We start from the raw sequence: 26,503 nt of genomic DNA, 5'->3' as shown, positions 1-26,503 counted from the left end.
AATGGCAAAGACCTCCATGGTCAACCGCGACATCAAGCGGAAGAAGCTGGCCGCAAAGTACGCTGAGAAGCGTGCGGCTCTGAAGAAGATCGTGTCCTCGGTGGACGCGAGCTACGACGAGAAGATCGAGGCTGCGACCAAGCTGGCCAAGCTGCCGCGCGATTCGTCGCCGTGCCGCCACCGCAACCGCTGCGAGCTGTCGGGTCGTCCGCGTGGCGTGTACAGCAAGTTCGGCCTCGGCCGCAACAAGCTGCGCGAAGCCACCATGCGTGGCGACGTGCCGGGCCTGCGCAAGGCCAGCTGGTAACTCCCCACCGGCCGGGCCGCAGGGTCCGGCCGGCGGACTTCCCGCCGGGTGCGGGAAGCGATTCAAAAAGTCCGACGCCAGTCGGACTTTTTGTCGTATAATCCCGCCCTTGCCCGTCCTGGGAACGGGGCGGGACACGCGACACAGGGCCCCGGCCCATTCCGGGAAAACTCGAGATTTTCGCGAAAGCGGATATCGGTGCACTCAGAGGTAGACACATGAGCATGACTGATCCCATCGCCGACCTGCTGGTCCGCATCAAGAATGCGGCCGCGGTGGGCAAGCAGACGGTGAAGGCGCCGTCGTCCAAGATCAAGGTGGCGATCGCCCAGGTCCTGAAGGACGAGGGCTACATCACCGACCTGCGCGTCAACGCGCTGGAAAACAACAAGGCCGAGCTGGAAATCGTCCTGAAGTACTACGAGGGCAAGCCGGTCATCGCGACCCTGAAGCGCTATTCGCGTTCGGGCCTGCGCCAGTACCGCGGCAAGAGCGAACTGCCGAAGGTCCTCAACGGCCTCGGCGTCGCCATCATTTCCACTTCCAAGGGCATCATGACCGATGCGCAGGCGCGCCAGCAGGGCGTCGGCGGTGAAGTCCTGTGCTTCGTGGCCTAAGCGAGAAGGAGTAGACCATGTCCCGCGTAGCCAAGAAGCCGATCAACCTGCCCAAGGGCGTTGAACTGAACATCCAGCCGGAATCCGTGAGCGTGAAGGGCCCGAAGGGCGCCCTGTCGCTGAACAAGGCCGCCGGCGTCGAAATCACCCTGGACAACGGCGTTGCCACGCTGAACCCGAAGGACGATACCTTCGCGGCGCTGACCGGCACCGTCCGCTCGCTGCTGGCCAACATGGTCCATGGCGTGTCCGAAGGCTTCGAGAAGAAGCTGGAGCTGGTGGGCGTGGGTTACCGCGCCGCCATGCAGGGCAAGGACCTGAACCTGTCGCTGGGCTTCTCGCACCCGGTGGTGTTCGTGGCGCCGGAAGGCATCACCCTGTCGACCCCGTCGCAGACGGAAGTCGTCGTGCAGGGCGCCGACAAGCAGGTGGTCGGCGAAGTCGCCGCCAAGATCCGCGGCTACCGTCCGCCGGAGCCCTACAAGGGCAAGGGTGTGAAGTACGTCGGTGAGAACATCATTCGCAAGGAAGCCAAGAAGGCGTAATGCGGATCCCCGACAGACGTCCGCCGCCTGCGTGCGGACGTCCCGGGGCAAGCAAGCCTTCAGCTTTCGAGGATAAAGACCATGAACAAGAACATCGCCCGCCTGCGCCGCGCCAAGTCGACCCGTTCGCACATCCGCACCCTGGGCGTTCCGCGCCTGTCGGTGCTGCGTACCGGCCAGCACCTGTACGCGCAGGTTTTCACCGCCGACGGCTCCAAGGTCCTGGCCTCGGCCAGCACCACCCAGGCCGACGTCAAGGATGGCCTGAAGAACGGCAAGAACGCCGACGCCGCCGCCAAGGTCGGCCGCATCGTCGCCGAGCGTGCCAAGGCCGCCGGCGTCGAGAAGGTCGCGTTCGACCGCTCCGGCTACCGCTACCACGGCCGCATCAAGGCCCTGGCGGATGCCGCGCGCGAGGCCGGCCTGCAGTTCTAAGGGATCAGGGCAGGGGGCTCCGGGCCTCCTGTCCGCCTGCTCGCCCGCCTGAGTGAGGCGGGGCGGCGCCGCTCTTCTGCAGCGGCCCACCGGAACGACGCGTCATTCCACAACCATAAGCGGCCCCGAGCCGTACATATCCAGACAACCAAGGAATCAACATGGCAGAAGAGCGTCAGCCGCGGGGTCGCGATCGCGACCGCAACCGCGAAGAAAAGATCGACGACGGCATGATCGAGAAGCTGGTCGCGGTCAACCGCGTCAGCAAGACCGTCAAGGGCGGCCGCCAGTTCACCTTCACCGCGCTGACCGTGGTCGGCGACGGCGAAGGCCGCGTCGGCTTCGGCTACGGCAAGGCCCGCGAAGTGCCGGTCGCCATCCAGAAGTCGATGGAGCAGGCCCGCAAGAACCTGGTCAGCGTGGACCTGCACAACGGCACCCTGTGGCACACCGTCAAGGACGGCCACGGCGCGGCCCGCGTGTTCATGCAGCCGGCGTCGGAAGGTACCGGTGTCATCGCCGGTGGCGCCATGCGCGCCGTGCTGGAAGCCGTCGGCGTGAAGGACGTGCTGGCCAAGGCCACCGGTTCGCGCAATCCGATCAACCTGGTGCGCGCCACCGTGAAGGGCCTGGCGGGCATGCAGTCGCCGGCACGCATCGCGGCCAAGCGCGGCAAGTCGGTGGAGGAACTCAACCATGGCTAATGAGTCCAACAAGACCGTAAAGGTGCGCCTGGTGCGCGGCCTGCGTGGAACCCAGTCGCGCCACCGCCTGTCGGTGCGGGCCCTGGGCCTGAACAAGCTCAACGATGTGCGTGAACTGAAGGACAGCCCGCAGGTGCGGGGTCTGATCAACACTGTTCACTACCTCGTCAAGGTTGAGGAGTAATCGATCATGACTCTGCGTCTCAATGAACTGAGCCCGGCACCGGGCGCCCGTACCGAGCGCACCCGCGTCGGTCGCGGCATCGGCTCGGGCCTGGGCAAGACCGCCGGCCGCGGCCACAAGGGTTCGTTCGCCCGCAAGGGTGGCGGCAAGATCAAGGCCGGCTTCGAAGGCGGCCAGACCCCGATGCAGCGCCGTCTGCCGAAGATCGGCTTCCGCTCGCGGATCGCCAAGGACACCGCCGAAGTGCTGTCCTACCACCTGGAGCGCCTGGAAGCGGGCGAGATCGATTTCGCGGCCCTGCGTGCGGCGAAGCTGGTCCCCTCGACGGCCAAGAAGGCCAAGATCGTCCTCAAGGGCGAGCTGACCAAGGCGTTCACCCTGAAGGGTGTTGCGGCGACCGCCGGCGCGAAGGCCGCGATCGAAGCTGCCGGCGGCAGCGTACAGGAGTAACGGAAACATGGCGCAAGCTGGCATCGGTAACCTCGCGGGCGGAATGGGCAAGTTCACCGAACTTCGCCAGCGTCTTCTGTTCGTACTCGGGGCATTGCTCGTCTACCGCATCGGCTGCTACGTGCCGGTGCCGGGCGTCAATCCCGATGCCATGCTTGCGCTGATGCAGGCGCAGGGCGGCGGAATCGTGGACATGTTCAACATGTTCTCGGGCGGCGCCCTGCACCGTTTCAGCATCTTCGCGCTGAACGTGATGCCGTACATCTCGGCCTCGATCGTGATGCAGCTGGCGGTGCACATCTTCCCGGCCCTGAAGGCCATGCAGAAGGAAGGCGAGTCCGGCCGGCGCAAGATCACCCAGTACTCGCGCATCGGCGCGGTGCTGCTGGCGATCGTGCAGGGCGGCAGCATCGCGCTGGCGCTGCAGAACCAGCTGTCCCCGGGCGGCGCGGCGGTGGTCTACAACCCCGGCGTGGCGTTCGTCTTCACCGCCGTGGTGGCGCTGACGGCCGGTACCATCTTCCTGATGTGGGTCGGTGAGCAGGTCACCGAGCGCGGCATCGGCAACGGCGTTTCGCTGATCATCTTCGCCGGCATCGTCGCCGGTCTCCCGGCCGCGGTGATCAGCACCCTGGGTGCCTACCGTGACGGCAACATGAGCTTCATCTCGCTGCTGCTGATCGTCATCGTGGTCCTGGCGTTCACCTATTTCGTGGTGTTCGTGGAGCGCGGCCAGCGCCGCATCACCGTGAACTACGCACGGCGCCAGGGCGGCCGCAACGCCTACATGAACCAGACCTCGTTCCTGCCGCTGAAGCTGAACATGGCCGGCGTGATCCCGGCAATCTTCGCCTCCAGCATCCTCGCCTTCCCGGCGACGCTGGCGATGTGGTCGGGTCAGGCCAGCTCGGCCACCTGGCTGCAGCGCGTGGCCAACGCGCTCGGCCCGGGCGAGCCGCTGCACATGATCGTGTTCGCGGCGCTGATCAGCGGTTTCGCGTTCTTCTACACCGCGCTGGTGTTCAATTCGCAGGAAACCGCCGACAACCTGAAGAAGTCGGGTGCGCTGATCCCGGGCATCCGTCCGGGCAAGGCGACCGCCGAGTACATCGACGGCGTGCTGACCCGCCTGACTGCGGCCGGCTCGGCGTACCTGGTGATCGTCTGCCTGCTGCCGGAACTGATGCGCACGCAGCTGAACGCCTCGTTCTACTTCGGCGGCACCTCGCTGCTGATCGTGGTGGTGGTGGTGATGGACTTCATCGCCCAGGTGCAGGCGCACCTGATGTCGCACCAGTACGAGAGCCTGTTGAAGAAGGCGAACCTGAAGGGCGGCAACCGCGGTGGTTTTGCGCGCGGTTGAGCTTGCCGTTATACTTTCCGCTTCATAGCGCGAAGGCCGCCCCGGTTCCCGGGGACGGCCTTCAAAACAGAAGGGCGGTCCCCGCAGCGGTCTCGGGTGGGGGTGTGATGTGGTTGTTCCGCGCAGGAGTAGCGCGGGCGGCCCGGGGAATCCTCTCCCCCGGCCAGGCACATCCGGCGCCGGAGCATGGGCACACTCCCCATGCCGGGCACATGGAACCTCGTGTTCCACGGGCTTACGCACGAACCGAGACCTTTGCTAGAATCGCTAGTTCACTTTTTTGATCCATCCTGCCGGAACGGCGCGCCGCGCGGTGCGCATTCGGCCATCACTCAGCTGGAGAACCGCGTCATGGCGCGTATTGCAGGCGTCAACCTGCCAGCCCAGAAGCATGTCTGGGTCGGGTTGCAAAGCATCTACGGCATCGGCCGTACCCGCTCGAAGAAGGTCTGCGAAGCCGCAGGCGTTACTTCCACCACCAAGATCCGCGACCTGTCGGAGCCGGAAGTTGACCGTCTGCGCGCCGAAGTCGGCAAGTACATCGTCGAAGGCGACCTGCGCCGCGAGATCGGCATCGCCATCAAGCGCCTGATGGACCTGGGCTGCTACCGCGGCCTGCGTCACCGTCGCGGCCTGCCGCTGCGTGGCCAGCGTACCAAGACCAATGCCCGTACCCGCAAGGGTCCGCGCAAGGCTCTGAAGAAGTAAGGGACCCTAGAAAATGGCTAAGCCCGCAGCTGCTAAGACCAAGAAGAAGATCAAGCGCGTCATCACCGATGGCGTCGCCCATGTCCATGCTTCTTTCAACAACACCATCGTGACCATCACCGACCGCCAGGGCAATGCACTGTCCTGGGCGACCTCCGGTGGTGCCGGCTTCCGCGGTTCGCGCAAGTCGACTCCGTTCGCCGCGCAGGTCGCCGCCGAGAAGGCCGGCAAGGCCGCGCTGGATTACGGCGTGAAGTCGCTGGAAGTCCGTATCAAGGGTCCGGGTCCGGGCCGTGAGTCGGCCGTGCGTTCGCTGAACAACGTCGGCTACAAGATCACCAACATCATCGACGTGACGCCGATCCCGCACAACGGGTGCCGTCCGCCGAAGAAGCGTCGCGTCTAAAGGAGCGATAAGAAATGGCTCGTTATATCGGTCCTACCTGTAAGCTCGCCCGTCGCGAAGGCGCCGACCTGTTGCTGAAGAGCCCCGCGCGTGCGCTGGACTCCAAGTGCAAGCTGGAGCAGAAGCCCGGCCAGCACGGCGCCACCGCCCGCAAGGGCAAGCTGTCCGACTACGCCACCCAGCTGCGCGAGAAGCAGAAGGTCAAGCGCATCTACGGCCTGCTGGAGCGCCAGTTCCGCAACTACTACAAGAAAGCGTCGACCAAGAAGGGCAACACCGGCGAGAACCTGCTTCAGCTGCTGGAAACCCGCCTGGACAACGTCGTCTACCGCATGGGCTTCGCCGTGACCCGCCCGGCCGCGCGCCAGCTGGTCTCGCACCGTGGCGTCACGGTCAACGGCAAGTCGGTCAACCTGGCCTCGTACCAGGTCAAGGCCGGGGACGCGATCGCCCTGTCGGAGAAGGCCCAGAAGCAGCTGCGCGTGCAGGAAGCTCTGACCATCGCCGAGCAGCATGACCTGAGCCCGTCGTGGGTCGAGGTCGATTCGAAGAAGTTCAGCGGCGTCTTCAAGGCCATCCCGGATCGTGCCGATCTGCCGGCAGACATCAACGAAGCGCTGATCGTCGAGCTGTATTCGAAGTAATTCACATTGGAGAATTCCTGGCGACGGCCAGGAATTCACTAGGAGAACCCGCAACATGACGGTTACCGCCAACCAGGTTCTGCGTCCTCGCGGCCCGCAGATCGAACGCCTCACCGACACCCGCGCCAAGGTCGTGATCGAGCCTTTGGAGCGGGGTTACGGGCATACGCTGGGCAACGCCCTGCGTCGCGTGCTGCTGTCGTCCATCCCGGGCTTCGCCATCACGGAAGTTGAAATCGACGGCGTGCTGCACGAATACACCACGTTCGAGGGGCTGCAGGAGGACGTGCTGGAAGTCCTGCTCAACCTGAAGGATGTGGCCATCCGCATGCATTCCGGCGACAGCGCCACCCTGTCCCTGTCCAAGCAGGGTCCGGGCGTGGTGACCGCTGCCGACATCAAGGTCGACCACAATGTCGAGGTCCTCAACGGGGAGCAGGTGATCTGCAACCTGACCAAGGACACGGCGATCAACATGCGCCTGAAGGTCGAGCGTGGCTTCGGCTACCAGCCGGCCGCCTCGCGCCGCCGTCCGGACGAAGAAACCCGCGCCATCGGCCGCCTGGTCCTGGATGCCTCGTTCTCGCCGGTCCGCCGGGTCGCCTACGCCGTGGAAGCGGCGCGCGTCGAGCAGCGCACCGACCTGGACAAGCTGGTCATCGACATCGAGACCAACGGCACGATCGACGCCGAGGAAGCCGTCCGCACCGCGGCCGACATCCTCAGCGACCAGCTGTCGGTGTTCGGCGACTTCACCCACCGCGACCGTGGTGCGGCCAAGCCGGCCAACAACGGCGTGGACCCGGTGCTGCTGCGTCCGATCGACGACCTGGAACTGACCGTCCGCTCGGCCAACTGCCTGAAGGCCGAGAGCATCTACTACATCGGCGATCTGATCCAGAAGACCGAAGTGGAACTGCTCAAGACCCCGAACCTCGGCAAGAAGTCGCTGACCGAGATCAAGGAAGTGCTGGCCCAGCGTGGCCTGTCGCTTGGCATGAAGCTGGAGAACTGGCCGCCGGCCGGCGTTGCCGCCCACGGCATGCTGGGCTGACACCGGCCGGGCCTGGAGGCTCCACCGCCTGCGGTGGAGCCTCAGGCGATTGCAGGGTCGGGCGATGCCCGACAGTTGTAACCGCGCGTCGAGCACGGCTCGGCGCCGCGGATTGCCACGACGGACCCCAGGTCCGCGGGCAGGTCGTCCAGGAGGGGCGGCCGGGACCATCCGCAGTCCATGCAGCAACGCCAGGAAGGCGACAACGACGTTCAACGCTCCACCATTCAACTTCAAGGACTCCATCCCATGCGCCACCAGAAATCCGGCCGCAAGTTCAGCCGCACCAGCGCCCACCGCGAAGCGATGTTCAAGAACATGGCCGCCTCGCTGTTCAAGCACGAGCTGATCAAGACCACCCTGCCGAAGGCCAAGGAACTGCGCCGCGTCGCCGAGCCGCTGATCACCCTGGCCAAGGTCGACTCCGTCGCCAACCGCCGCCTGGCGTTCGCGCGCCTGCGCGACAAGGAAGCCGTCGGCAACCTGTTCACCATCCTCGGCCCGCGTTATGCCGTCCGTCCGGGCGGTTACCTGCGCCTGCTGAAGTGCGGTTTCCGCGCCGGTGACAATGCGCCGATGGCCTATGTCGAACTGGTCGACCGCCCGGCCGTGGTTGCCGAGGAAGTCGCCGAGTAATCGGCCACCTCCGCTCCGCGATGCGGCAAGCAGAAGCCCGGCCCTGGCCGGGCTTCGTGCTTATGCGCGTTGGTCATGGCGGGTCTGCTGCTTAGCAGCGGCGGGCCTGTTACGCTTGCAGGCTCACTGGGTCGGAATGACGTGATGAACCCTCTGCGTTGGACTTTCCGCGCGCAGTTCCTGCTGGGCTTCCTGGCCTGTGCGGGGCTGTTGGCGTTCGCGATCTACATGCAGCTGCAGATGGGGCTGGAGCCCTGTCCGCTGTGCATCTTCCAGCGCATCGCGTTCGCTGCGCTGGGGCTGTTGTTCCTGCTGGGTGCGCTGCATGGCCCATCCTCGCGCGCGGGCCGCGGCCTGCACGGCACGCTGGCCTTCATCGCGGCGGCGGTCGGTGCCGGCATCGCCGCACGGCATGTCTATGTCCAGCTGCTGCCGAAAGACCTGGGCAGCAGCTGCGGCCCCCCGCTGAGCTTCCTCAGCCAGACCATGGGGCCGTTCGAAGTGTTCCGCACGGTCCTCACCGGTACTGCGGACTGCGGCAACATCGACTGGGTCTTCCTGGGCCTGAGCATGCCGATGTGGAGCCTGGTGTGGTTCGTCCTGCTGGCCGCCTGGGCGCTGTTCGCCGGGCTGCGCGCGCGCAAGACGCGGCTGTTCTGAGTCCCCCCGTATCTCCTTGCACCAAACGGTAACCGCATGAACCTGTCTCCGTCGTTGTCCCCGGCCGCCTCCCCATCGCACTGGGCGCCGGACAGCTGGCGTGGGCGGCCGGCGCTGCAGATGCCGAGCTATCCCGATGCGCAGGCGCTCGAGGCGGCACTGGCGCAGCTGCGGCAGCTGCCGCCGCTGGTGACCTCCTGGGAAATCCTGGCGCTGAAGCAGCAGCTGGCCGAGGCCCAGGAAGGACGCCGCTTCCTGCTGCAGGGCGGGGACTGCGCGGAGAACTTCGGCGACTGCGAATCCGCCACCATCTCCAACCGGCTCAAGGTGCTGCTGCAGATGAGCCTGGTGCTGGTGCACGGGCTGCGCCAGCCGGTGATCCGGGTCGGACGCTTCGCGGGGCAGTACGCCAAGCCGCGTTCGGCCGATACCGAGACCCGCGAGGGGCTGACCCTGCCCAGCTACCGGGGCGACGTGATCAACGGCCCGGCCTTCACCGCGGTGGCGCGGGTGCCGGATCCGCAGCGGATGATCACCGCGCATTCGCACTCGGCGTTGACGATGAACTTCGTGCGGGCGCTGATCGATGGCGGTTTCGCCGACCTGCACCATCCCGAATACTGGAACCTGGACTGGATGGGCTGCTCGCCGTTGGCGGCCGAGTACCAGAAGATGGTCGGTGGCATCGGCGATGCGGTGCGGTTCATGGAAACGCTGTCCGGCGCGCAGGTGCACAACCTCAACCGGGTCGACTTCTACACCTCGCACGAGGCGCTGCTGCTGCCCTACGAGCAGGCGCTGACACGCCAGGTGCCGCGCCAGTCCGGCTGGTTCAACCTGAGCACCCATTACCCCTGGATCGGCATGCGCACGGCGGCGCTGGACGGCGCGCACGTGGAATACCTGCGCGGGGTGCGCAATCCGGTCGCGCTCAAGGTCGGGCCGTCGGTGCAGCCGGACCAGCTGCTGCGGTTGATCGACGTGCTCAATCCGGACGACGAGCCGGGGCGCCTGAGCTTCATCCACCGCATGGGGGCGGGGCAGATCGCCGAGAAGCTGCCGCCGCTGCTGGAGGCGGTCAAGCGCGACGGCCGGCGGGTGCTGTGGGTATGCGACGCCATGCACGGGAATACCGAGAGCACCCGCAACGGCTACAAGACCCGCCGCTTCGACAACATCCGCCGCGAAGTGGAGCTGTCCTTCGAGCTGCATGCGGCGGCCGGCACCCGGCTTGGCGGCGTGCACCTGGAGCTGACCGGCGAGGACGTCACCGAGTGCACCGGCGGTGCGCGGGCGTTGACCGAGGTGGACCTGGAGCGGGCCTACCGGTCGACCGTGGATCCGCGCCTGAACTATGAGCAGTCGCTGGAGATCGCGATGGCGATCGTGCGCAAGCAGGGCGGTTGAGCGCAGGCGGCGGACGCTGCTTCTCCCTCGGGAGAAGCTGCCCGGAGGGCGGATGAGGTGCGGACGGCGGCGGTGATGCCCGCTCCGTCAGGACGCCATTTTCCCTTGCCGCACCGCCTCTCCCGGAGGGGGCGGGGCGCGATGCCCCGGGGGTCTACGGCGGCGTCCTGCCGCTGGCGAAGGTCGGTGGCCTGCGCGCGCGGGTGAGCTGTTCATAAGTGTGCCCCAGTTCCAGCAGGCGCGCGTCGCTCCAGGCGCCGCCCATGAACAGCAGCCCCAGCGGCAGTCCGTTGGCATGGCCCATGGGCACGCTCAGGCTCGGGTAGCCTGCGACGGCGGCCGCACCGTAGTTGCCGTCCGGGTAGCCATCGCCGTCGCCGAGGGCGGTAAGCCAGGCCGGGCCGCTGGTTGCAGCCACCAGTGCGTCGAGCCGGTCGGCGCGCAGCGTGGCATCGATGCCTTCCGGCCCGGCCAGGCGGCGCGCATTGGCACGGGCGGCGATGTAGGCCGGATCGTTGAGCGAGCCGCTGTCGCGTGCCTGCTCCAGCAGTTCCTGGCCGAAGAAGGCCAGCTCCCGGGAGGCGTGCGCACGGTTGAAGGCGATCACCGCGTCCAGCGAATCCACCGGTGTGCGCCATTCCCGGAAATAGCGCTCCAGCCCGGCCTTGAATTCATGCAGCAGGACGGTCAGTTCATCGCGGGCCCAGGCGTCCTCGTTGACCAGCCGGGTTTCCACCACGGTCGCGCCGGCCGCGCGCAGGGTGGCCACCGCCTGGTCGAGGACCGGGCGGATGGCAGGGTGGTCCGACAAGGCATTGCGCAGCACGCCGATACGCGCACCGCGCAGGGCATCGCCGTGCAACCGGGCGCCGTAGTCGTAGACCGCGCGCCCCGGGGTCGCCGCGGTGGCCGGGTCGGCTTCGTCGCGGCCGGCCATCGCGCCCAGCAGCAGCGCGGCGTCGGCGACGGTGCGCGCCATCGGTCCGGCGGTGTCCTGGCTGAAGGAGAGGGGGATGATGCCATCGCGGCTGACCAGGCCGACGGTGGGCTTGAAGCCGACGATGCCGTTGACCGCCGCCGGGCAGACGATGCTGCCGTCGGTCTCGGTGCCGACGGCGGCGGCGGCCAGGCTGGCGGCGACGGCCACGGCGCTGCCGGAGCTGGAGCCACAGGGATTGTGGTCCAGTGCATACGGGTTGCGGGTCTGCCCGCCGACCGCACTCCAGCCCGAGGTGGACCGGGGAGAGCGGAAGTTGGCCCATTCGCTCAGGTTGGTTTTGCCCAGGATCACCGCGCCGGCCTGTCGCAGGCGTTGCACCAGGAATGCATCGCGCTCGGGACGGAAGTCCTTCAGCGCCAGCGATCCGGCGGTGTTGTGCATTGGGGTGGCGCCGATGTTGTCCTTGAGCAGGATCGGCATGCCGTGCAGTGGGCCGCGGACGCGTCCCGCGCGCCGTTCGGCATCGCGCTGCGCGGCTTCCCGGCGTGCATCCGGGTTGATCTCCACCACCGACCGCAGGGTCGGGCCAGCGTGGTCGAGCAGGGCGATGCGCCCCAGGTAGGCCTCGGTGAGGGTGGTGCTGTCCAGCTCGCCGGCGGTCATGCGCGCCTGCAGTTCGGCGATGCCGGTTTCCTGGTAGGGGAAGACCGCTTCCGGGGCCGGTGCGGCGGTCTGCTGGCAACCGCTGGCGAAGGAGGCCGCGAGGAGGGGCAGGAGTGCCAAGTGTGCAGGGGTCCGGAAGTACGGCATGCCGGGCAGGCTATCGGGCCGCGACGGGCTTGGCAATCGGCCCCTCAGCGGTGCCCGCTAGGGCAGCGCGCGGGTGCCGCGGCGGCGGCCGAGATCGCGTGCCAGCACCCAGACCACCAGCAGGTTGACCGCGAGCAGCAGCCAGGAGGCCCAGCCGGGATGGCGGACGATGGCGTACACGTCCAGCGGCAGGTAGAGCGCGGCGGAAATGCAGCCCAGCCACGAGGCCCAGGCCCTGGCGCGCCACAGGCCCCAGGCCTCCAGTGCCCGCAGCAGGCCGTAGGCGGACAGGACCACGGCGCCGACATGCACGGTGTCCGGGGTGATCATTCCCAGCAGGGTGGAGAACGCGCCCTGCTCGGGATCGGCACCGATGCGCCGGATCAGCGCATCGATGAGGGTGCGCAGCGGCGCCGGCCCGGACACCTCCAGGCCGGCGGCGGCGAGGAAGGCCAGCAGGGCCTTCCCCGCTTCCAGCAGGGCGATGGCGGCAAGGCCCGGATGCGCGTGCGGATCCGGGTTGTAGGGCTTGCGCGCGTCCACCGCGTCAGGCGCTGCGCGAGGCCCGCTTGCGGTCGTTCTCGGTGAGGTGCTTCTTGCGCAGGCGGATCTCCTTGGGAGTGACCTCGACCAGCTCGTCGTCCTCGATGAAGTCCAGCGCCTGCTCCAGCGAGTACTTGATCGCCGGGGTCAGCTTGATCGCGTCGTCCTTGCCGGAGGCGCGCATGTTGGTCAGCGGCTTGGTCTTGATCGCGTTGACGGTCAGGTCGTTGTCCTTGGAGTGGATGCCGATCAGCTGGCCCTCGTAGACGTTGTCGCCCTCGGCGGCGAACAGGCGTCCGCGTTCTTCCAGCGGGCCCAGCGCATAGGCCGGGGTGGCGCCCGGCGCGTTGGCGATCATGACCCCGTTCGGGCGCTTGGCGATGGCGCCCTGTTCCTTCGGTCCGTAGTGGTCGAACACGTGGAACAGCAGGCCCGAGCCCTGGGTCAGGGTCTTGAACTCGTTCTGGAAGCCGATCAGGCCGCGCGCCGGAATCATGTAGTCCAGGCGCACGCGGCCCTTGCCGTCCGACTCCATGTTCTTCAGCTGGCCCTTGCGGATGCCGAGCTTCTCCATCACGCCGCCCTGGTGGATTTCCTCGATGTCCACCACCAGCTGCTCGACCGGCTCCATCAGCTGGCCGTCGATCTCCTTGATGATGACCTCGGGGCGCGACACGGCCAGCTCGTAGCCCTCGCGGCGCATGGTCTCGATCAGCACCGACAGGTGCAGCTCGCCGCGGCCGGACACCAGGAACTTGTCCGCGTCCTCCAGCTGCTCGACCTTCAGCGCCACGTTGTGCACGGTCTCGCGCTCCAGGCGTTCCTTGAGCTGGCGGCTGGTCAGGAACTTGCCGCCGGACAGGTCCTTGTTGCCGGCGAACGGCGAGTTGTTGACCTGGAAGGTCATGGAGATGGTCGGCTCGTCGACGGTCAGTGCCGGCAGCGCCTCGGGAGCGTCGGGGTGGCAGAGGGTGTCGGAGATGGTCAGCTCCTGGATGCCGGAGATGGCCACGATGTCGCCGGCCTGGGCCTCCTCGACTTCGATCCGCTCCAGGCCCATGAAGCCCAGCACCTGCAGCACCTTGCCCTGGCGCTTCTTGCCTTCGCGGTCGATGACCGTGACCGGCATGTTCTTCTTGAGCTTGCCGCGCTGGATGCGGCCGATGCCGATCACGCCGACGAAGTTGTTGTAGTCCAGCTGGCTGATGCGCATCTGGAACGGGCCCTCCGGATCCACGTCCGGCTGCGGCACGTACTTCATGATCGCGTCGAACAGCGGGGTCATGTCGCCGGAGCGCACCGTGTCCTCCAGGCCCGCATAGCCGTTCAGGCCGGAGGCGTAGACGATCGGGAAGTCGAGCTGCTCGTTGGTGGCGCCGAGCTTGTCGAACAGGTCGAACACCTGGTCGATCACCCATTCCGGGCGGGCGCCGGGGCGGTCGACCTTGTTGACGACCACGATCGGCTTGAAGCCCATCGCGAAGGCCTTCTGGGTGACGAAGCGGGTCTGCGGCATCGGGCCGTCCATCGCGTCCACCAGGATCAGCACCGAGTCGACCATCGACAGCACGCGCTCGACCTCGCCACCGAAGTCGGCGTGTCCGGGGGTGTCGACGATGTTGATGCGGTTGCCGTTCCACTTGATGGCCGTGTTCTTGGCCAGGATGGTGATGCCGCGTTCCTTTTCCTGGTCGTTGCTGTCCATCACGCGCTCGGCCAGCACCGTCCGCTCGGACAGCGTCTCGGAGTTCTTGAGCAGGCAATCGACCAGAGTGGTCTTGCCATGGTCGACGTGGGCGACGATGGCGATGTTGCGGAGATTTTCGATAGACATGCGAAAGACGGCCAGCCGGCGCCGTGGATGGGGAAAAGAAGTCCAAGATTATACCGGCATGCGGCGTATCCGCGAAAAGTACCCGGCCACCGCCGGTCCGGCGGGTATTCAGCCGGCAGCGGGCGGGGTGACGGGGACCGCGATGCCCGGCGGGGGCGGGTGTATCCTATGCCCCCTGCGAAAACCGTCTTCACCCACAAGGATTCCCATGTCCCTGATCGCCAACTTCGACACGTCCCGCGGCCCGATCAAGGTCGAGCTGTTCGCCGACAAGGCACCGCTGACCGTGGCCAATTTCGTCAACCTGGTCCAGCGCGGGTTCTATGACGGCCTGACCTTCCACCGCGTGATCGCCGACTTCATGATCCAGGGCGGCTGCCCGGAGGGCTCCGGCCGTGGCGGCCCGGGCTACCGTTTCGAAGACGAGACCACGAACGGCGTGCCGCATGAGCGCGGTTCGCTGTCGATGGCCAATGCCGGCCCCAACACCAATGGCAGCCAGTTCTTCATCACCCACATCAAGACCGACTGGCTGGACGGCAAGCACACGGTGTTCGGCAAGGTCCTGGAAGGCCAGGACGTGGTCGACTCGGTCAAGCAGGGCGACCTGATCAACGCGATCACCCTGGAAGGCGATGCCGCCGCCGTGCTGGCCGCCCAGGCGGCGCGTGTGGACGAGTGGAACAAGGTGCTCGCCGCCTGACCCGGCGCCGGCCGCCGCCCGGTGGCCGTTCCCGCGCGCCGCGCCGCCCGCGGCCCTGCCTCCGGTGACGTGACGGCAGGGCGCGGCGCCCGGCCTCCCCCTTTCTTAGCAGAGGAAACCCCCATGAAAGCTCCTGTACGTGTTGCCGTGACCGGCGCCGCCGGCAATATCGGTTACGCCCTGCTGTTCCGTATCGCTTCCGGCGAGATGCTGGGCAAGGACCAGCCCGTCGTCCTGCAGCTGCTCGAGATCGACAACGAAAAGGCCCAGGCCGCGCTGAAGGGCGTGGTGATGGAGCTGGAAGACTGCGCGTTCCCGCTGCTGGCCGGCGTGGTGACCACCGCCGATCCGATGGTGGCGTTCAAGGATGCCGACGTGGCCCTGCTGGTCGGCGCCCGTCCGCGCGGTCCGGGCATGGAGCGCAAGGACCTGCTGCTGGAGAACGCCAAGATCTTCACCGTGCAGGGCAAGGCCCTGAACGCCGTGGCCAAGCGCGACGTGAAGGTGCTGGTGGTCGGCAACCCGGCCAACACCAATGCCTACATCGCCATGAAGTCGGCACCGGACCTGGATCCAAAGAACTTCACCGCGATGCTGCGCCTGGACCACAACCGCGCGCTGAGCCAGCTGGCCGCCAAGACCGGCAAGAGCGTGGACAGCTTCGAGCAGTTCACCGTGTGGGGCAACCACAGCCCGACCATGTACCCGGACTACCGCTTCGCCAGCACCGGCGGTGCCAAGGTGGCCGAGCTGATCAACGACCAGGAGTGGAACGCCAACACCTTCATCCCGACCGTCGGCAAGCGGGGCGCGGCCATCATCGCCGCCCGCGGGCTGTCGTCGGCGGCGTCGGCCGCCAATGCCGCCATCGACCATGTCCATGACTGGGTGCTGGGCAGCAAGGGCAAGTGGGTGACCATGGGCGTGCCGTCCGACGGCTCGTACGGCATCCCCGAGGGCGTGGTGTTCGGCTTCCCGGTGACCACCGAGAACGGCAGCTACACCATCGTCAAGGACCTGCCGATCGACGACTTCTCGCAGAAGTACATCGACATCACCCTCGGCGAGCTGGAAGAAGAGCGCGCCGGCGTGGCCGACCTGCTGTAACCGCCCCGGCCTACGATGGAGCGATGAACGGGGAAGCCTTGGCTTCCCCGTTTTTTGTGATGCGGCGGCCGGCTCCGCCGGAGCATCGCCGGGGGGCACGGATGGAGCGGGGAATGACAGAGGAAGCGATCACGCTGCACTACATCGACGCGGCGCTGCTGGTCGTGGAGAAGGCCGCCGGCCTGCTGTCCGTGCCGGGGCGCCTGCCGGAAAACCGGGACTGCCTGGTGACGCGGCTGCAGGCGCTGTACCCCGGCGCGCTGACCGTACACCGGCTGGACCAGGTCACCTCGGGCCTGATGCTGTACGCCCGTGGCGCGCCGGCACAGGCCGCACTGTCGGCGCAGTTCCGCGAGCGCGGCGTGCACAAGCGCTACGAGGCGGTGGTGGAGGGGCTGCTCGAGGCCGATGCGGGCGAGATCGACCTGCCGCTGATCTGCGACTGGCCCAACCGCCCGCGGCAGCGGGTGGATGCGGTGCACGGCAAGCCGTCATTGACCCGCTGGCGCGTGCGTGAGCGGGATGCCGCGGGCCTGCGCACGCGGGTGGCGCTGGAGCCGGTCACCGGCCGCAGCCACCAGCTGCGGGTACACCTGGCCAGCCTGGGGCATCCGATCGTCGGCGATGTCTTCTATGGCGCGCAGGCGTCGTCGCGGGTGCACCTGCACGCCTGCGAGCTGGGGTTCGCGCATCCGGCAACCGGCGCGCCCCTGCGGTTCCGCTCGCCCGCGCCCTTCTGAGCACGGGCGGGGCCGGGTCAACCGGTCAGCCGCCGGTACCGGGCGGTGCGCGGTGGTCCGGGTCGACATCGCCGTCGAGCGTCCACACCACGTCCTTGCCGGCGGCATCGCGGCTCAGCGCGAAACGGGCCGGACGGTCGGTGTCGATGCGGCCGTCCTCGCCCGCCGCCGCCGGCAGCGGGACCAGGTACAGCCCCTGCGCATCGATCACGCGGCGGGCCCGGACCGCGCCGAGGTCGCCGATGTCGCTGATGCGTCCACCGCGTTCGGCCAGCGCATGCTTGAAATTGACCAGGACATCGGCGCGCGCGGTGGCGGTGCCGGGATTGGCCAGGGTCGCTCCCCGCACCAGCAGGTCCGGCCACACCTTGCCGTTCTCCGGAAGGTCGGCGTACAGCGCCCGCGGCGCCTGTGCATGGCTGCCGTCGGCGATGCTCTGCAAGCCCACCAGCAGGGCCAGGAAGTTGAGCTGGCGCAGGCGCTGCTTTTCCGGGTCGCCTTCGATGCCGCCGGATTCGATCAGCACCGTACTGGTGCCCCAGCGGGTCATCAGGTCGCCGAAGGCGCGCGGATTGAACTGGTCGTCCCACTTGGCGATGTGGCCGCCGATGCGCGGCTCCATCGCCGCGCGGATCAGTGCGGCCACGCCGTAGGCACGGCCGCGCACCTCGTTGACGTCGTTGTCCTCGTTGAACGGCGGTGCCAGCAAGGCCATCGCCGCCCCCTTGTCCGAGGCGCCGGCGCGGTAACCGGGGCGCTGGTCATGCAGGTTGAAGCCGAACGGGGGCTGCAGGCGGTCGCGCAGCGCCTTGAGGGCCCGGGCTTCGGGCGAGGCCAGCGCGGCGGCATCGCGGTTGATGTCGATGCCCTGGGCGTTGCGGCGCTGGAAGCGGGCGGCACCGTCGGGATTGAGGATCGGGACGACATGCAGGGTGGTCTCGCGGTGCAGCTGCTGCACCAGCGGATGCCGCGGGTTCTCGCCCAGGAAGCGGAAAAGGTCGGCAAGCGCCATCGTCGCCGTGCTTTCGTCGCCGTGCATCTGCGACCACAGCAGCACGCGGGTCGGGCCCTCGCCCCAGCGCACATGGCGCAGGGGCCGGCCTTCGGCGCTCTGTGCGATCTGTTCCACCGTGAAACCGCGATCGGTTGTCAGGAGCGGCAGTGCGATGGACCACCAGTCCTCGGCGGTGAACACCCGCGATTCGATGCCGGATACACGGTGATGCCGGTCGTAGCCGGCTTCGACATCGGCCAGCCAGGCCGGGGGGGCGGGCAGGGTCATCGCATTCTCGGAAGCCTGGGGCGCGGCCGGTGCGGGGGCTGCGGAAAGGGCGGCAGCGGGGATCGTCAAGGCGGTCAACAGGGCAAGGCGGCGCATGGTCACTCGGCACAGCGGATGAACAAGGAGGGTCGGCCAGCACCGGAGCCGTGTCAACGTGCCGGCCGCGGGACATCCGTGCCCGTGCCCGCGCGGGAAGGCGGGGCCGCGGAGTGTGCTCCGGCCCGTGCAGGAAAGGCGGTGTGCGATGGGACGTGGCAGCGCGGGTGCCGGCAGCGGTACCCGTGCTGCCGGGCCGGGAGAGACGTGGAGCCGTCGGGCCGGAAACGCGAAGGGCCGCCGGCATCGGCGCCGGCGGCCCCCAAGGACGTACCGACCGGGGCGGGGAGGTCAGTCCAGGCCTTCGGCCTTGAGCGCCGCCTTGACGGCCGGGTCGGCCTGCATCTGCTGTTCGAAGCGGTCCAGCGCGGTCATGCCGGCCAGGTCGAGCTTCAGTCCGCGGGCCCAGCGCAGGGTCACATAGGCATAGGCGTCGGCGATCGAGGCGCGCGGCGTGCCGCCCAGCCAGTCGGCCTGCGCCAGGCGGTCATCGAGGCGCTGGTACAGCGCCTGGAGCTTGTCGCGCGAATTCTGCTGGCTGCGCGCGATGGCGGCCTCGTCCTCCAGGTACTTGGTTGCCCCGAACAGCGGGTAGTACACCGGGTGCAGGTCGGCATTGACGAAGGACAGCCAGCGGTTGACCTCGGCACGGGTGCGCGGGTCGCTGCCGCCGTCCAGCCCGGCGCCGGGCGCCTTGTCGCAGATGTAGTGCAGGATCGCCGCGTTCTGGGTCAGTACCCAGCCGTCGTCCTCGAGCACCGGCACCGCGCCGGAGGGATTCATCGCCAGGAAGGCGGGCGACTTCATGGTCGCGCGGTCCACGATCTCCAGCTGGAACGGCAGGCCGGACCAGAGCAGCGCGATGTGGTCGGCCAGGGAGCAGGCGCCGGGCTTGGTGTAGAGCTTCATCGGGTACCTCACGGGAGAATGGCTCCCGCATTATGGCCGCTGCCGTGTGCCCCGGTGCGTGCACCGCGCCGGAAGCGAGACGGCCGGTTCAGGAGGTCCGCGGCTTGAGCGACTGCACCCGGTAGAAGGTATGTCCGCCGATGGTCGCCACCTGGTAGGCGTTGCGCCAGCTCGGGCTGGCGATGGCATGGGCGGCGAAGTGGCTGGCGCCGGGGACGATCTCCTGGCGCTGCCCGGCCGGCAGGGCCCAGTTGCGCTCGGCGGCGAAGGCCACGTCCACGGCCTCGGCCCATGCATCGTTGTTGCGCAGGCGCGTTTCCGGCGCCACCAGGGTGGGGGCGAACTGCTTGCGCGCGGTCACGACCTGGCACATGGAGTCGCCCCACAGGCCGCTGTCGAGGCGCCGCAGGGCGACTTCGGCCACGGCCTGCTGGCCGCGCAGGGTCTGGTCGCGGGCTTCGAGGTAGACGGTCGTGCTCAGGCACAACGAATCGGCGGCCGGCTGCGGCAACAACTGCGACAGCCAGAAAATCCAGGCCAGTTTCATGGTTCTCCTTGCTCCGTTTTGGCCGCAGCCTGCCGGTTCCCTCCTGCTGGAGCCTGGAACCGGGCGACGGGGGCTTGGCGTCATGGGGAGGCGGCGCTGGGATCGGGGCCGCCCCGTGGGCGGTCTCTCGATCAGGATCGGAGCGGCCGCGCCGCGCTCACCGGGTCTGGGGGGTGAGCGGAAAGTGGGGCGCAAGGTAGGGGGGCAATCCGAAACTCATCCTGAATGCGGAATCTTGACATTCAGCTTCGTTGCCGGGCGGCGGACCCCGGCGCTCGGGGTCACAGGGCCGCGGCGAGCCGGCTGCCCTGGTCGATGGCGCGCCGCGCATCCAGCTCCGCGGCGACGTCGGCACCGCCGATCACGTGCACTTCGCGGCCGGCGGCGCGCAACGCGTCGGCCAGGCTGCGCTCCGGCTCCTGGCCGGCGCAGACCACCACGGTGCCGACTTCCAGCAGCTGCTCCCGGCCCTCGACCCGGATGCGCAGGCCGTGGTCGTCCACCCCCAGGTATTCCACTCCGCCCAGCATCTGCACGCCCTTGGCCCTGAGCGTGGCGCGGTGGATCCAGCCGGTGGTCTTGCCCAGCCGGGCGCCGGGCCTGCCCGGGCTGCGCTGCAGCAGCCAGACCTTGCGGGCCGGTGGTTCGGGGCGGGCGTCGGCCAACGCGCCGCGGCTCTCGAAGCGGGCATCCACCCCCCACTCGGCCATCCAGCGCGCGCTGTCCAGCGCCGGTGACGGGCCGGCATGCACCAGGAATTCGCCGACATCGAAGCCGATGCCGCCGGCGCCGATGACGGCAACCGTATCGGCGGCCTCGACCCGGCCCAGCAGCAGGTCCAGGTAGCCGACCACCATCGGGTGATCGGCCCCGGGGAAGGCGGCCTTGCGCGGGGTGATGCCGGTGGCCACCACCACCTCGTCGAACTCCGTCAGCGCGGTCGCGTCGATGCGGGTGCCCAGGCGCAGCTCGACGCCGGTATCGGCCAGGCGGTGGCGGAAATAGCGCAGGGTCTCGTGGAACTCTTCTTTGCCCGGGATGCGCTTGGCGACATTGAACTGGCCGCCGACCTCGCGGGCCGCATCGAACAGGGTGACCCGGTGCCCGCGCTCGGCGGCCACCGTGGCGCAGGCCAGGCCGGCCGGACCCGCGCCGACCACCGCCACGCGCTTGCGGGCGGCGGCGGGACGGTAGACCAGTTCGGTCTCGTGCGCGGCCCGCGGGTTGACCAGGCAGGTGGCGCGCTGGTTGACGAAAATGCGGTCCAGGCAGGCCTGGTTGCAGGCGATGCAGGTGTTGATCGCGTCCGGCCTGCCGGCACGGGCCTTGGCCGGCCACTGCGGGTCGGCCAGCAGCGGGCGTGCCAGCGACACCATGTCGGCCTGGCCGTCGGCCAGCACCCGTTCGGCCACGTCGGGCATGTTGATGCGGTTGACCGCGATCACCGGCACGCCCACGTGCGGGCGCAGCTTGGCGGTGACCCCGGCGAAGGCCGCGCGCGGGACCGAGGTGGCGATGGTCGGTACGCGCGCCTCGTGCCAGCCGATGCCGGAGTTGATCAGGGTCGCGCCGGCGGCTTCGATGGCCCGGGCCTGCTGGAGGATCTCCTCCCAGTTGCTGCCGTCTTCCACCAGGTCCAGCAACGACAACCGGTAGATGAGGATGAAGTCCGGTCCGCAGGCTTCGCGGATGCGGCGTACGATCTCCACGGCGAAGCGCATGCGCCGGGCGGCGTCGCCGCCCCAGGCGTCCTCGCGCCGGTTGGTGCGCGGGGCGATGAATTCATTGATCAGGTAGCCTTCCGAGCCCATCACCTCGACGCCGTCGTAGCCGGCGTCGCGGGCCAGCCTGGCGGCGCGGGCATAGTCCGCGATATGGCGTTCGACCCCGCGTGCCGACAGCGCGCGCGGCGTGAAGCGGTTGATCGGTGCCTTGAGCCGCGACGGCGCCACCTGCAGCGGGTGGTAGCCGTAGCGGCCGGCATGCAGCAGCTGCAGGCAGATCTTGGCGCCGTGGCCGTGCACGGCGCGGGTCACCTGGCGGTGCCGGCTCACTTCCCACGGGCGCGACAGCTTGCTGCCGAACGGGGCCAGCCAGCCGACGACATTCGGCGCGAAGCCGCCGGTGACCAGCAGCGCCGCACCGCCTTCGGCGCGTTCGGCGAAGTAGGCGGCCAGCTTGGGGAAGTCGCGAGCGCGGTCTTCCAACCCGGTATGCATCGAGCCCATCAGGATGCGGTTGCGCAGCTGGGTGAAACCCAGGTCCAGGGGGGCGAAGAGGTGCGGGTAGGGCGTGTCGTTGGCGGGCGTCATGCTGGATACGCTTGCGTACGGATTGCCCCAGCCTGCCGTGAATCGTGCGCGGCGGCAAGTCCGCGCGCACGGTCAGTCGGGCGCGGGTCCGGCCGTGGGCAGCGCCTGGGCGGGCCGGTGGTCGAACAGGGGCAGGGTGATCCCGCACAGGGGGCCGATCAGCAGGGCGAAGGCCACGGTGCCCGGCCCGAGGTTGCCGCCGAGCCACCAGCCGACCGCCAGTGCGCTGGCCTCGATCAGCGTGCGCGCCTTCCAGACCGGCCACCCCAGCCGCGCGTGCAGCCCGGTCATCAGACCATCGCGCGGTCCCGGCCCCAAACGCGCACCTATATAGAGGCCGGTGGCGACGGCCATCAACGCCAGGCCGCCGGCGAACAGCAGCGACTGCCATGCCAAGCCCTGCACGGCGGGAAGGACGTGCAGCCCGAGCTGCGCGCTGGGACCGATCAGCAGGACGTTCAGCACCGTGCCGGCGCCCGGCCGCTGCCGCAGCGGCCACCACATCAGCAGGACCGCGACCCCGACCAGGTTGGTCACCAGGCCGAAACCCCAGCCGCTGCGCAGCGAGATGCCCTGTGCGAGCACATCCCAGGGGGCGATGCCGATGCCGGCACGGATCATCAGCGCCGACGCGATCCCGAACAGGAACAGGCCGAGCAGCAGTTGCAGCAGGCGTAGGGCGAGGGCGCGGCGGGGCATCGGCGGCAGGACCGGTCGGCAGGAGCGGGGCGCAACGGTATCAGGCCGGGGCCGCGCCGGGGGAGCCGCCGCAGCGGCCGCGCCATGGCCGGAAGGCGGACCTCAGTCCCAGCCTTCCAGCACCTGCTTGCCGATGCTGCGGCCGGATTCGGCGAGCCGGTGCGCATCGCGCAGGTTCGCCGCGTTGATCGGGCCGCTGCGCGCGGTCAGCGTGGTGCGCAGCTCGCCGGCGTCGATCAGGCTGGAAGCGCGGGTCAGGATGCGGTGCTGCTCGATCATGTCATCGGTGCGGAAGCGCGCCCGCGCGAACATGAACTCCCAGTGGATGCCGATGCACTTGGCCTTGTAGGGGTCGCCGATGCGCAGCTCGCCCGCCGGTTCGACGACCAGGCCGACATGCCCCTGCGGTGCCAGCAGCTCGCCGAGCGGTTGCCAGTAGCGGTCGGTATCGGCGAGGTTGAGGGCCGCGTCCACTTGCCCGATGCCGAGGGCCTGCAACTGCGGCGCCAGCGGCTGGCGGTGGTCGATCACCTGCTCGGCGCCCATCTGCCGGCACCACGCGCGTGTCGCCTCGCGCGACGCCGTGGCCACCACGGTGAAGCCGGCATGGCGGCCGAGCTGGATCGCCATCGAGCCGACCCCTCCCGCCCCGCCGATCACCAGCAGGACCTTGCCGGCATGGCGGCGGCCGTCCAGCTGGTAGGGCATGCGCTGGAACAGCAGTTCCCAGGCGGTGAGGGTGGTCAGCGGCAGGGCGGCGGCCTCGGCGAAGTCCAGCGTGGCCGGCTTGCGGCCGACCAGGCGCTCGTCGACCAGGTGCAACTGCGCGTTGCAGCCGGAGCGGGTGACATCGCCGGCGTAGTAGACCTCGTCGCCGACCGCGAACGCGGAGACGTCCGGCCCGGTGGCGATGACCGTTCCGGAGGCGTCGAACCCCAGGATGCGGGGCGGAGCCTGCTCCTCCGGCCCGCTGCGGCGCAGCTTGGTGTCCACCGGATTCACCGAGACCGCCTGGACGCGCACCAGCAGGTCGTGGCCGCGCGGCGCACCGGGCTCCGGCAGCACGATATCCTCCAGCGCCAGCGGGGCGTCGATCGGCAGGGGGTGGCGGAAGCCGACAGCGTTCATGGAGGTACCGTTCGGTGGAGGAGGGATGCCGGCATCATACGCAGGCGGCATGCCGTCCCGACGGGTGGAAACCGTGAGCGGCATTCCTTGCATGCTGAATAAATGCCGTATGATGCTGCAGTGCGTCGTATCTGGCCGCAGCCCCCGGCCCGCTTGGCTATTGCGCTGATTGATGAAGCTGTATACGGTGCGTTTCGCAGGTGGCGGGGTGTCGCGGGGGCGTTCTATTTGTTATGCGTCCGTTAACGTCGCCTTCACGGCCCAACGCATAATGTGCACCCCGTTGGCGTGCGGAACGGCCATCTTTCGGACGCGACGAACGAAATCGCTGTGCTCGACCATGCCTCTACCGGTTTCATACCCTCGAAACAAGGAGCTGTATTCATGAATAAGAAGATCCTTACCGCCGCGCTGTTGGGTGGTCTGGCGTTTGCCCAGGCTGCGTCGGCGCAGGAATTCGACGACCGCTGGTACCTGACCGGTTCGGCCGGCTTCAATTTCCAGAACAGCGACCGTGGCACCAATGACGCTCCGTTCGGCACGCTGGGCCTGGGCAAGTTCATCAGCCCGAACTGGTCGCTGGATGGCGAGCTGAACTACCAGAATCCGAACTTCGACGCCAACAAGGACCTGAACTGGTCGCAGTACGGCGCTTCGCTGGACCTGCGTCGCCACTTCATCCAGGACGGCCGTGGCTGGAACCCGTACCTGCTGTTCGGCCTGGGCTACCAGAAGGCCGAGGAAGAGTACGTCATCAATTCGGTGAACTCGCCGGCCAAGCGCAAGGACGGCAACTTCGCCGCCAAGGTCGGCGCCGGTCTGCAGACCACCTTCGACAAGCGCGTCGCCGTGCGTGCCGAAATTGCCTACCGCGGTGACTTCGACGACCAGAGCGTGAACCCGCGCCTGGCCGGCAAGGACAAGGACTGGTTCGGCGACGTGCTGGCCTCGGTCGGTGTCGTGATCCCGCTGGGCCCGGCCCCGGTCGCCGCTCCGGAGCCGGCTCCGGAGCCGGTCGCGCCGAGCTGCGCCGACCTGGACGACGACGGTGACGGCGTCAACAACTGCGACGACCGCTGCCCCGACTCCCAGCCGGGCCAGATCGTCGGTCCGGATGGCTGCCCGGTGCCGGTGTCGATCGACCTGAAGGGCGTGAACTTCGACTTCGACAAGTCGACCCTGCGCCCGGATGCCGTCTCGATCCTCAGCGAGGCCAGCGAGATCCTGAAGCGCTACCCGGAACTGCGCGTCGAAGTGGCTGGCCACACCGACGGCAAGGGCCCGGACGCCTACAACCAGAAGCTGTCGGAGCGTCGCGCCAAGGCCGTGTACGACTACCTGACCACCAATGGTGTGGACGCGTCGCGCCTGCAGGGCCCGATCGGCTACGGCAAGAGCCGTCCGATCGCCCCGAACACCAACCCGGATGGTTCGGACAATCCGGAAGGTCGCGCCAAGAACCGTCGTACCGAGCTGAACGTGCAGAACTAAGCCGCGCCGCGAGCAATCGCAACGCTGCTGAAGGCTCGGCTTTCTCCGAGATGCACGGAGTAGCCCCCTTGCCTGCGGGCGAGGGGGCGCTGTAGACGAAACCCGGCAGAAGCCTTGCGCTTCCGCCGGGTTTTTGTTTTCCGGGCCGCAGGGGAGTTCCTGGTCGCCGGGCAACGGGCAGGGAGCCCGGCCTGCCGACGCGCTGTCGGCCTTCCGCGCTTGGGCGTGTGATGTCCCGGGCAGGCGGCGGCGCTGCTCGTCCGGCGGTGGCGGAGAGCGCCCGGAAGAGCCTTGGGGTGTCCGTGGTGCACCCTGCGCATTTCAGGACCGATAGCCGGGCCGGGCGGTGCCGTGGCGGCGGACTGGTTGCGGTGGGACCCTGTCGCGGAGCAGGGAGAGGGGAATGAGCCCCTCGCGGGCGGACGGTGCGGGCCGGGCGCTGGCCGGCGTCTGGCCCCTGCGTGGCGCCTGGCACGCGAAAGGCGGCCCCGGCGCTGAAGGTCCGGATGCTGGACCCGGCGCGGGATGGACGATGGCGAGGATGGCGCTGCACCGCAGGGGCGGGCGGGTTTCCAGCGGAGGGAAGCGCGGATGCCGGCGGCGGTTGAAAGCCCCCGGGGCCATGCCTACACTCGCCCGATCTTCATTCCGAACTGGAAATAGCGATGCTGCGTACCGCACTGGCTGGCGCCCTGGCCGTGGTTCTTGTTCCCGCGGCGCATGCCGCGGTCGACTGTTCGGCCGGCGCCGTCGTGCCGCCGCCGCTGCCGGCGACGGTGGTCGAGCCGGTGGCGCAGGAGTTCCATGCGCGGCAGGGGCAGCTCGGCATGCCCTCGGGCGTACTGACCTCCAGTTTCAGCGACGACCAGTCCCTGGACCGGGTGTTGATGCGGCTGCGTGTGGAAAGCTGCAACAACGTCGCCAGCGCGGTGCCGGCGCGGCCGGCGATCAGTCCCGACGATCCGGCGGCGTACAAGCCGCAGACCGAGTTCGACAACAGCCCTTGGCGCTTCGACATGAGCCAGGGCGGCAAGCGCATGACCGCCGATGAGTTCGAGGCGTGGATGAAGGCGCGTGGTGTGCGGGTGGTCAAGGCGGCGGTCGCGCCGGTGGCCGAAGGCGCCGCGGCCGAGGCGCCGCCGGCGACCGAGGTCAAGTAAACGGTCAGGCCAGGGCGACCGCTCCGGCGGCGTGGAGAGGCGCAGGTGGCTGGGTACTGGCGTCCTTCAAGCGGCCGGAGAG

Annotated in this window: 29 protein-coding genes; 20 read left to right on the top strand and 9 right to left on the bottom strand. The window is 68.5% G+C overall.

From position 1 onward, the window contains the following. Position 1 precedes the first annotated feature (1 nt). From rpsN to K5L01_RS07510, 15 genes are all read left to right on the top strand, one after another. Positions 2 to 307, top strand: a complete 306-nt coding sequence (rpsN, locus tag K5L01_RS07580) for a 30S ribosomal protein S14 (RefSeq protein ID WP_250063360.1) — start codon at positions 2 to 4, stop codon at positions 305 to 307. Positions 308 to 525: 218 nt separating this feature from the next. Beyond that, complete coding sequence (rpsH, locus tag K5L01_RS07575; protein WP_250063358.1) at positions 526 to 924, top strand: 30S ribosomal protein S8; 399 nt, start codon at positions 526 to 528, stop codon at positions 922 to 924. Between the two features lie 17 nt (positions 925 to 941). Then, the gene (gene rplF, locus K5L01_RS07570) at positions 942 to 1,469 is read left to right on the top strand and encodes a 50S ribosomal protein L6 (protein ID WP_250063356.1); all 528 of its coding nucleotides are present in this window, start codon (positions 942 to 944) and stop codon (positions 1,467 to 1,469) included. A gap of 81 nt (positions 1,470 to 1,550) precedes the next feature. Beyond that, on the top strand, positions 1,551 to 1,904 hold the full coding sequence (rplR, locus tag K5L01_RS07565; RefSeq protein WP_250063355.1) for a 50S ribosomal protein L18: 354 nt from the start codon (positions 1,551 to 1,553) through the stop codon (positions 1,902 to 1,904). Positions 1,905 to 2,065: 161 nt separating this feature from the next. Continuing rightward, entirely contained in the window at positions 2,066 to 2,608 is a 543-nt protein-coding gene (gene rpsE / locus K5L01_RS07560) for a 30S ribosomal protein S5 (protein WP_250063354.1), read from the top strand. Further along, a complete protein-coding gene (gene rpmD, locus K5L01_RS07555) occupies positions 2,601 to 2,792 on the top strand; it encodes a 50S ribosomal protein L30 (protein ID WP_004154497.1) in 192 nt (63 codons plus the stop codon). Before rpsE ends, rpmD begins: the two co-directional genes overlap by 8 nt. 6 nt (positions 2,793 to 2,798) lie before the next feature. Then, a complete protein-coding gene (gene rplO, locus K5L01_RS07550) occupies positions 2,799 to 3,242 on the top strand; it encodes a 50S ribosomal protein L15 (RefSeq protein ID WP_250063353.1) in 444 nt (147 codons plus the stop codon). Between the two features lie 7 nt (positions 3,243 to 3,249). Next, positions 3,250 to 4,605 carry a preprotein translocase subunit SecY gene (secY, locus tag K5L01_RS07545; RefSeq protein ID WP_250063352.1) on the top strand — a complete coding sequence of 452 codons (1,356 nt, stop codon included), beginning with the start codon at positions 3,250 to 3,252 and terminating at the stop codon, positions 4,603 to 4,605. A gap of 351 nt (positions 4,606 to 4,956) precedes the next feature. After that, positions 4,957 to 5,313, top strand: coding sequence for a 30S ribosomal protein S13 (rpsM, locus tag K5L01_RS07540; RefSeq protein WP_250063351.1), 357 nt, complete (start codon positions 4,957 to 4,959; stop codon positions 5,311 to 5,313). Positions 5,314 to 5,326: 13 nt separating this feature from the next. Further along, positions 5,327 to 5,719 carry a 30S ribosomal protein S11 gene (gene rpsK, locus K5L01_RS07535; RefSeq protein ID WP_054663352.1) on the top strand — a complete coding sequence of 131 codons (393 nt, stop codon included), beginning with the start codon at positions 5,327 to 5,329 and terminating at the stop codon, positions 5,717 to 5,719. Positions 5,720 to 5,733: 14 nt separating this feature from the next. Further along, the gene (rpsD, locus tag K5L01_RS07530; protein WP_250063350.1) at positions 5,734 to 6,363 is read left to right on the top strand and encodes a 30S ribosomal protein S4; all 630 of its coding nucleotides are present in this window, start codon (positions 5,734 to 5,736) and stop codon (positions 6,361 to 6,363) included. Between the two features lie 55 nt (positions 6,364 to 6,418). Next, a complete protein-coding gene (locus K5L01_RS07525) occupies positions 6,419 to 7,417 on the top strand; it encodes a DNA-directed RNA polymerase subunit alpha (protein ID WP_250063348.1) in 999 nt (332 codons plus the stop codon). A 249-nt stretch (positions 7,418 to 7,666) separates the two neighbouring features. Further along, on the top strand, positions 7,667 to 8,053 hold the full coding sequence (rplQ, locus tag K5L01_RS07520; RefSeq protein ID WP_250063346.1) for a 50S ribosomal protein L17: 387 nt from the start codon (positions 7,667 to 7,669) through the stop codon (positions 8,051 to 8,053). A 144-nt stretch (positions 8,054 to 8,197) separates the two neighbouring features. Next, a complete protein-coding gene (locus K5L01_RS07515) occupies positions 8,198 to 8,713 on the top strand; it encodes a disulfide bond formation protein B (RefSeq protein WP_250063344.1) in 516 nt (171 codons plus the stop codon). 36 nt (positions 8,714 to 8,749) lie between these two features. Then, on the top strand, positions 8,750 to 10,120 hold the full coding sequence (locus tag K5L01_RS07510; RefSeq protein WP_250063342.1) for a class II 3-deoxy-7-phosphoheptulonate synthase: 1,371 nt from the start codon (positions 8,750 to 8,752) through the stop codon (positions 10,118 to 10,120). Between the two features lie 154 nt (positions 10,121 to 10,274). Here the strand turns inward: K5L01_RS07510 and K5L01_RS07505 are convergent, their stop codons facing one another. From K5L01_RS07505 to typA, 3 genes are read right to left on the bottom strand one after another with little or no spacing between them, the layout of a single operon-like run. Then, a complete protein-coding gene (locus K5L01_RS07505; RefSeq protein ID WP_425603846.1) occupies positions 10,275 to 11,870 on the bottom strand; it encodes an amidase in 1,596 nt (531 codons plus the stop codon). A gap of 57 nt (positions 11,871 to 11,927) precedes the next feature. Further along, entirely contained in the window at positions 11,928 to 12,413 is a 486-nt protein-coding gene (locus K5L01_RS07500; RefSeq protein WP_250063338.1) for a DUF2127 domain-containing protein, read from the bottom strand. Positions 12,414 to 12,417: 4 nt separating this feature from the next. Beyond that, a complete protein-coding gene (gene typA / locus K5L01_RS07495) occupies positions 12,418 to 14,247 on the bottom strand; it encodes a translational GTPase TypA (RefSeq protein ID WP_250063336.1) in 1,830 nt (609 codons plus the stop codon). Between the two features lie 208 nt (positions 14,248 to 14,455). Between typA and K5L01_RS07490 the strand changes: the two genes are divergently transcribed. The 3 genes from K5L01_RS07490 (at position 14,456) to K5L01_RS07480 (ending at position 16,797) form a co-directional block, all read left to right on the top strand. Further along, positions 14,456 to 14,950 (top strand): peptidylprolyl isomerase, encoded by a 495-nt coding sequence (locus K5L01_RS07490; protein ID WP_250063334.1) that lies wholly within the window; start codon positions 14,456 to 14,458, stop codon positions 14,948 to 14,950. Between the two features lie 123 nt (positions 14,951 to 15,073). Next, entirely contained in the window at positions 15,074 to 16,057 is a 984-nt protein-coding gene (locus K5L01_RS07485) for a malate dehydrogenase (protein ID WP_250063332.1), read from the top strand. A gap of 113 nt (positions 16,058 to 16,170) precedes the next feature. Further along, positions 16,171 to 16,797 (top strand): RluA family pseudouridine synthase, encoded by a 627-nt coding sequence (locus K5L01_RS07480; protein WP_250063330.1) that lies wholly within the window; start codon positions 16,171 to 16,173, stop codon positions 16,795 to 16,797. Between the two features lie 25 nt (positions 16,798 to 16,822). On the opposite strand, the gene K5L01_RS07475 is transcribed toward K5L01_RS07480, so the two are convergent. The 6 genes from K5L01_RS07475 to K5L01_RS07450 all read right to left on the bottom strand — a co-directional run bounded on the left by K5L01_RS07475 (position 16,823) and on the right by K5L01_RS07450 (position 23,770). Then, positions 16,823 to 18,079: a M14 family zinc carboxypeptidase gene (locus K5L01_RS07475; protein WP_250063328.1), complete on the bottom strand. Its 1,257-nt coding sequence runs from the start codon at positions 18,077 to 18,079 to the stop codon at positions 16,823 to 16,825. 387 nt (positions 18,080 to 18,466) lie between these two features. Next, on the bottom strand, positions 18,467 to 19,084 hold the full coding sequence (locus tag K5L01_RS07470) for a glutathione S-transferase family protein (protein WP_250063527.1): 618 nt from the start codon (positions 19,082 to 19,084) through the stop codon (positions 18,467 to 18,469). An 88-nt stretch (positions 19,085 to 19,172) separates the two neighbouring features. Further along, the gene (locus tag K5L01_RS07465; RefSeq protein WP_250063326.1) at positions 19,173 to 19,631 is read right to left on the bottom strand and encodes a cell wall hydrolase; all 459 of its coding nucleotides are present in this window, start codon (positions 19,629 to 19,631) and stop codon (positions 19,173 to 19,175) included. 281 nt (positions 19,632 to 19,912) lie between these two features. Then, positions 19,913 to 21,943, bottom strand: coding sequence for an NADPH-dependent 2,4-dienoyl-CoA reductase (locus K5L01_RS07460; protein ID WP_250063324.1), 2,031 nt, complete (start codon positions 21,941 to 21,943; stop codon positions 19,913 to 19,915). Positions 21,944 to 22,015: 72 nt separating this feature from the next. Beyond that, the gene (gene yczE / locus K5L01_RS07455) at positions 22,016 to 22,642 is read right to left on the bottom strand and encodes a membrane protein YczE (protein ID WP_250063322.1); all 627 of its coding nucleotides are present in this window, start codon (positions 22,640 to 22,642) and stop codon (positions 22,016 to 22,018) included. Between the two features lie 102 nt (positions 22,643 to 22,744). Then, positions 22,745 to 23,770 carry a zinc-binding alcohol dehydrogenase family protein gene (locus K5L01_RS07450; protein ID WP_250063320.1) on the bottom strand — a complete coding sequence of 342 codons (1,026 nt, stop codon included), beginning with the start codon at positions 23,768 to 23,770 and terminating at the stop codon, positions 22,745 to 22,747. A gap of 384 nt (positions 23,771 to 24,154) precedes the next feature. On the opposite strand from K5L01_RS07450, the gene K5L01_RS07445 reads away from it, so the two are divergent. Together K5L01_RS07445 and K5L01_RS07440 are read left to right on the top strand one after the other, a co-directional pair. Then, positions 24,155 to 25,261, top strand: coding sequence for an OmpA family protein (locus K5L01_RS07445; protein ID WP_250063318.1), 1,107 nt, complete (start codon positions 24,155 to 24,157; stop codon positions 25,259 to 25,261). Between the two features lie 665 nt (positions 25,262 to 25,926). Further along, entirely contained in the window at positions 25,927 to 26,421 is a 495-nt protein-coding gene (locus K5L01_RS07440; protein ID WP_250063317.1) for a hypothetical protein, read from the top strand. Positions 26,422 to 26,503 lie beyond the last annotated feature (82 nt).

Source organism: Stenotrophomonas mori (assembly GCF_023556335.1).
Lineage (GTDB): Bacteria > Pseudomonadota > Gammaproteobacteria > Xanthomonadales > Xanthomonadaceae > Stenotrophomonas > Stenotrophomonas mori.
Note: the sequence above shows the minus strand (reverse complement) of the source record. Positions and strands in the feature narration are given on the sequence as shown.

Bases quoted from the DNA above. Each gene is read 5' to 3' on its own strand.
- rpsN (WP_250063360.1), top strand. From the start codon at position 2: ATGGCAAAGACCTCCATGGTCAACCGCGACATCAAGCGGAAGAAGCTG.
- rpsH (WP_250063358.1), top strand. From the start codon at position 526: ATGAGCATGACTGATCCCATCGCCGACCTGCTGGTCCGCATCAAGAAT.
- rplF (WP_250063356.1), top strand. From the start codon at position 942: ATGTCCCGCGTAGCCAAGAAGCCGATCAACCTGCCCAAGGGCGTTGAA.
- rplR (WP_250063355.1), top strand. From the start codon at position 1,551: ATGAACAAGAACATCGCCCGCCTGCGCCGCGCCAAGTCGACCCGTTCG.
- rpsE (WP_250063354.1), top strand. From the start codon at position 2,066: ATGGCAGAAGAGCGTCAGCCGCGGGGTCGCGATCGCGACCGCAACCGC.
- rpmD (WP_004154497.1), top strand. From the start codon at position 2,601: ATGGCTAATGAGTCCAACAAGACCGTAAAGGTGCGCCTGGTGCGCGGC.
- rplO (WP_250063353.1), top strand. From the start codon at position 2,799: ATGACTCTGCGTCTCAATGAACTGAGCCCGGCACCGGGCGCCCGTACC.
- secY (WP_250063352.1), top strand. From the start codon at position 3,250: ATGGCGCAAGCTGGCATCGGTAACCTCGCGGGCGGAATGGGCAAGTTC.
- rpsM (WP_250063351.1), top strand. From the start codon at position 4,957: ATGGCGCGTATTGCAGGCGTCAACCTGCCAGCCCAGAAGCATGTCTGG.
- rpsK (WP_054663352.1), top strand. From the start codon at position 5,327: ATGGCTAAGCCCGCAGCTGCTAAGACCAAGAAGAAGATCAAGCGCGTC.
- rpsD (WP_250063350.1), top strand. From the start codon at position 5,734: ATGGCTCGTTATATCGGTCCTACCTGTAAGCTCGCCCGTCGCGAAGGC.
- K5L01_RS07525 (WP_250063348.1), top strand. From the start codon at position 6,419: ATGACGGTTACCGCCAACCAGGTTCTGCGTCCTCGCGGCCCGCAGATC.
- rplQ (WP_250063346.1), top strand. From the start codon at position 7,667: ATGCGCCACCAGAAATCCGGCCGCAAGTTCAGCCGCACCAGCGCCCAC.
- K5L01_RS07515 (WP_250063344.1), top strand. From the start codon at position 8,198: ATGAACCCTCTGCGTTGGACTTTCCGCGCGCAGTTCCTGCTGGGCTTC.
- K5L01_RS07510 (WP_250063342.1), top strand. From the start codon at position 8,750: ATGAACCTGTCTCCGTCGTTGTCCCCGGCCGCCTCCCCATCGCACTGG.
- K5L01_RS07505 (WP_425603846.1), bottom strand. From the start codon at position 11,870: ATGCCGTACTTCCGGACCCCTGCACACTTGGCACTCCTGCCCCTCCTC.
- typA (WP_250063336.1), bottom strand. From the start codon at position 14,247: ATGTCTATCGAAAATCTCCGCAACATCGCCATCGTCGCCCACGTCGAC.
- K5L01_RS07490 (WP_250063334.1), top strand. From the start codon at position 14,456: ATGTCCCTGATCGCCAACTTCGACACGTCCCGCGGCCCGATCAAGGTC.
- K5L01_RS07485 (WP_250063332.1), top strand. From the start codon at position 15,074: ATGAAAGCTCCTGTACGTGTTGCCGTGACCGGCGCCGCCGGCAATATC.
- K5L01_RS07480 (WP_250063330.1), top strand. From the start codon at position 16,171: ATGACAGAGGAAGCGATCACGCTGCACTACATCGACGCGGCGCTGCTG.
- K5L01_RS07475 (WP_250063328.1), bottom strand. From the start codon at position 18,079: ATGACCCTGCCCGCCCCCCCGGCCTGGCTGGCCGATGTCGAAGCCGGC.
- K5L01_RS07470 (WP_250063527.1), bottom strand. From the start codon at position 19,084: ATGAAGCTCTACACCAAGCCCGGCGCCTGCTCCCTGGCCGACCACATC.
- K5L01_RS07465 (WP_250063326.1), bottom strand. From the start codon at position 19,631: ATGAAACTGGCCTGGATTTTCTGGCTGTCGCAGTTGTTGCCGCAGCCG.
- K5L01_RS07460 (WP_250063324.1), bottom strand. From the start codon at position 21,943: ATGACGCCCGCCAACGACACGCCCTACCCGCACCTCTTCGCCCCCCTG.
- yczE (WP_250063322.1), bottom strand. From the start codon at position 22,642: ATGCCCCGCCGCGCCCTCGCCCTACGCCTGCTGCAACTGCTGCTCGGC.
- K5L01_RS07450 (WP_250063320.1), bottom strand. From the start codon at position 23,770: ATGAACGCTGTCGGCTTCCGCCACCCCCTGCCGATCGACGCCCCGCTG.
- K5L01_RS07445 (WP_250063318.1), top strand. From the start codon at position 24,155: ATGAATAAGAAGATCCTTACCGCCGCGCTGTTGGGTGGTCTGGCGTTT.
- K5L01_RS07440 (WP_250063317.1), top strand. From the start codon at position 25,927: ATGCTGCGTACCGCACTGGCTGGCGCCCTGGCCGTGGTTCTTGTTCCC.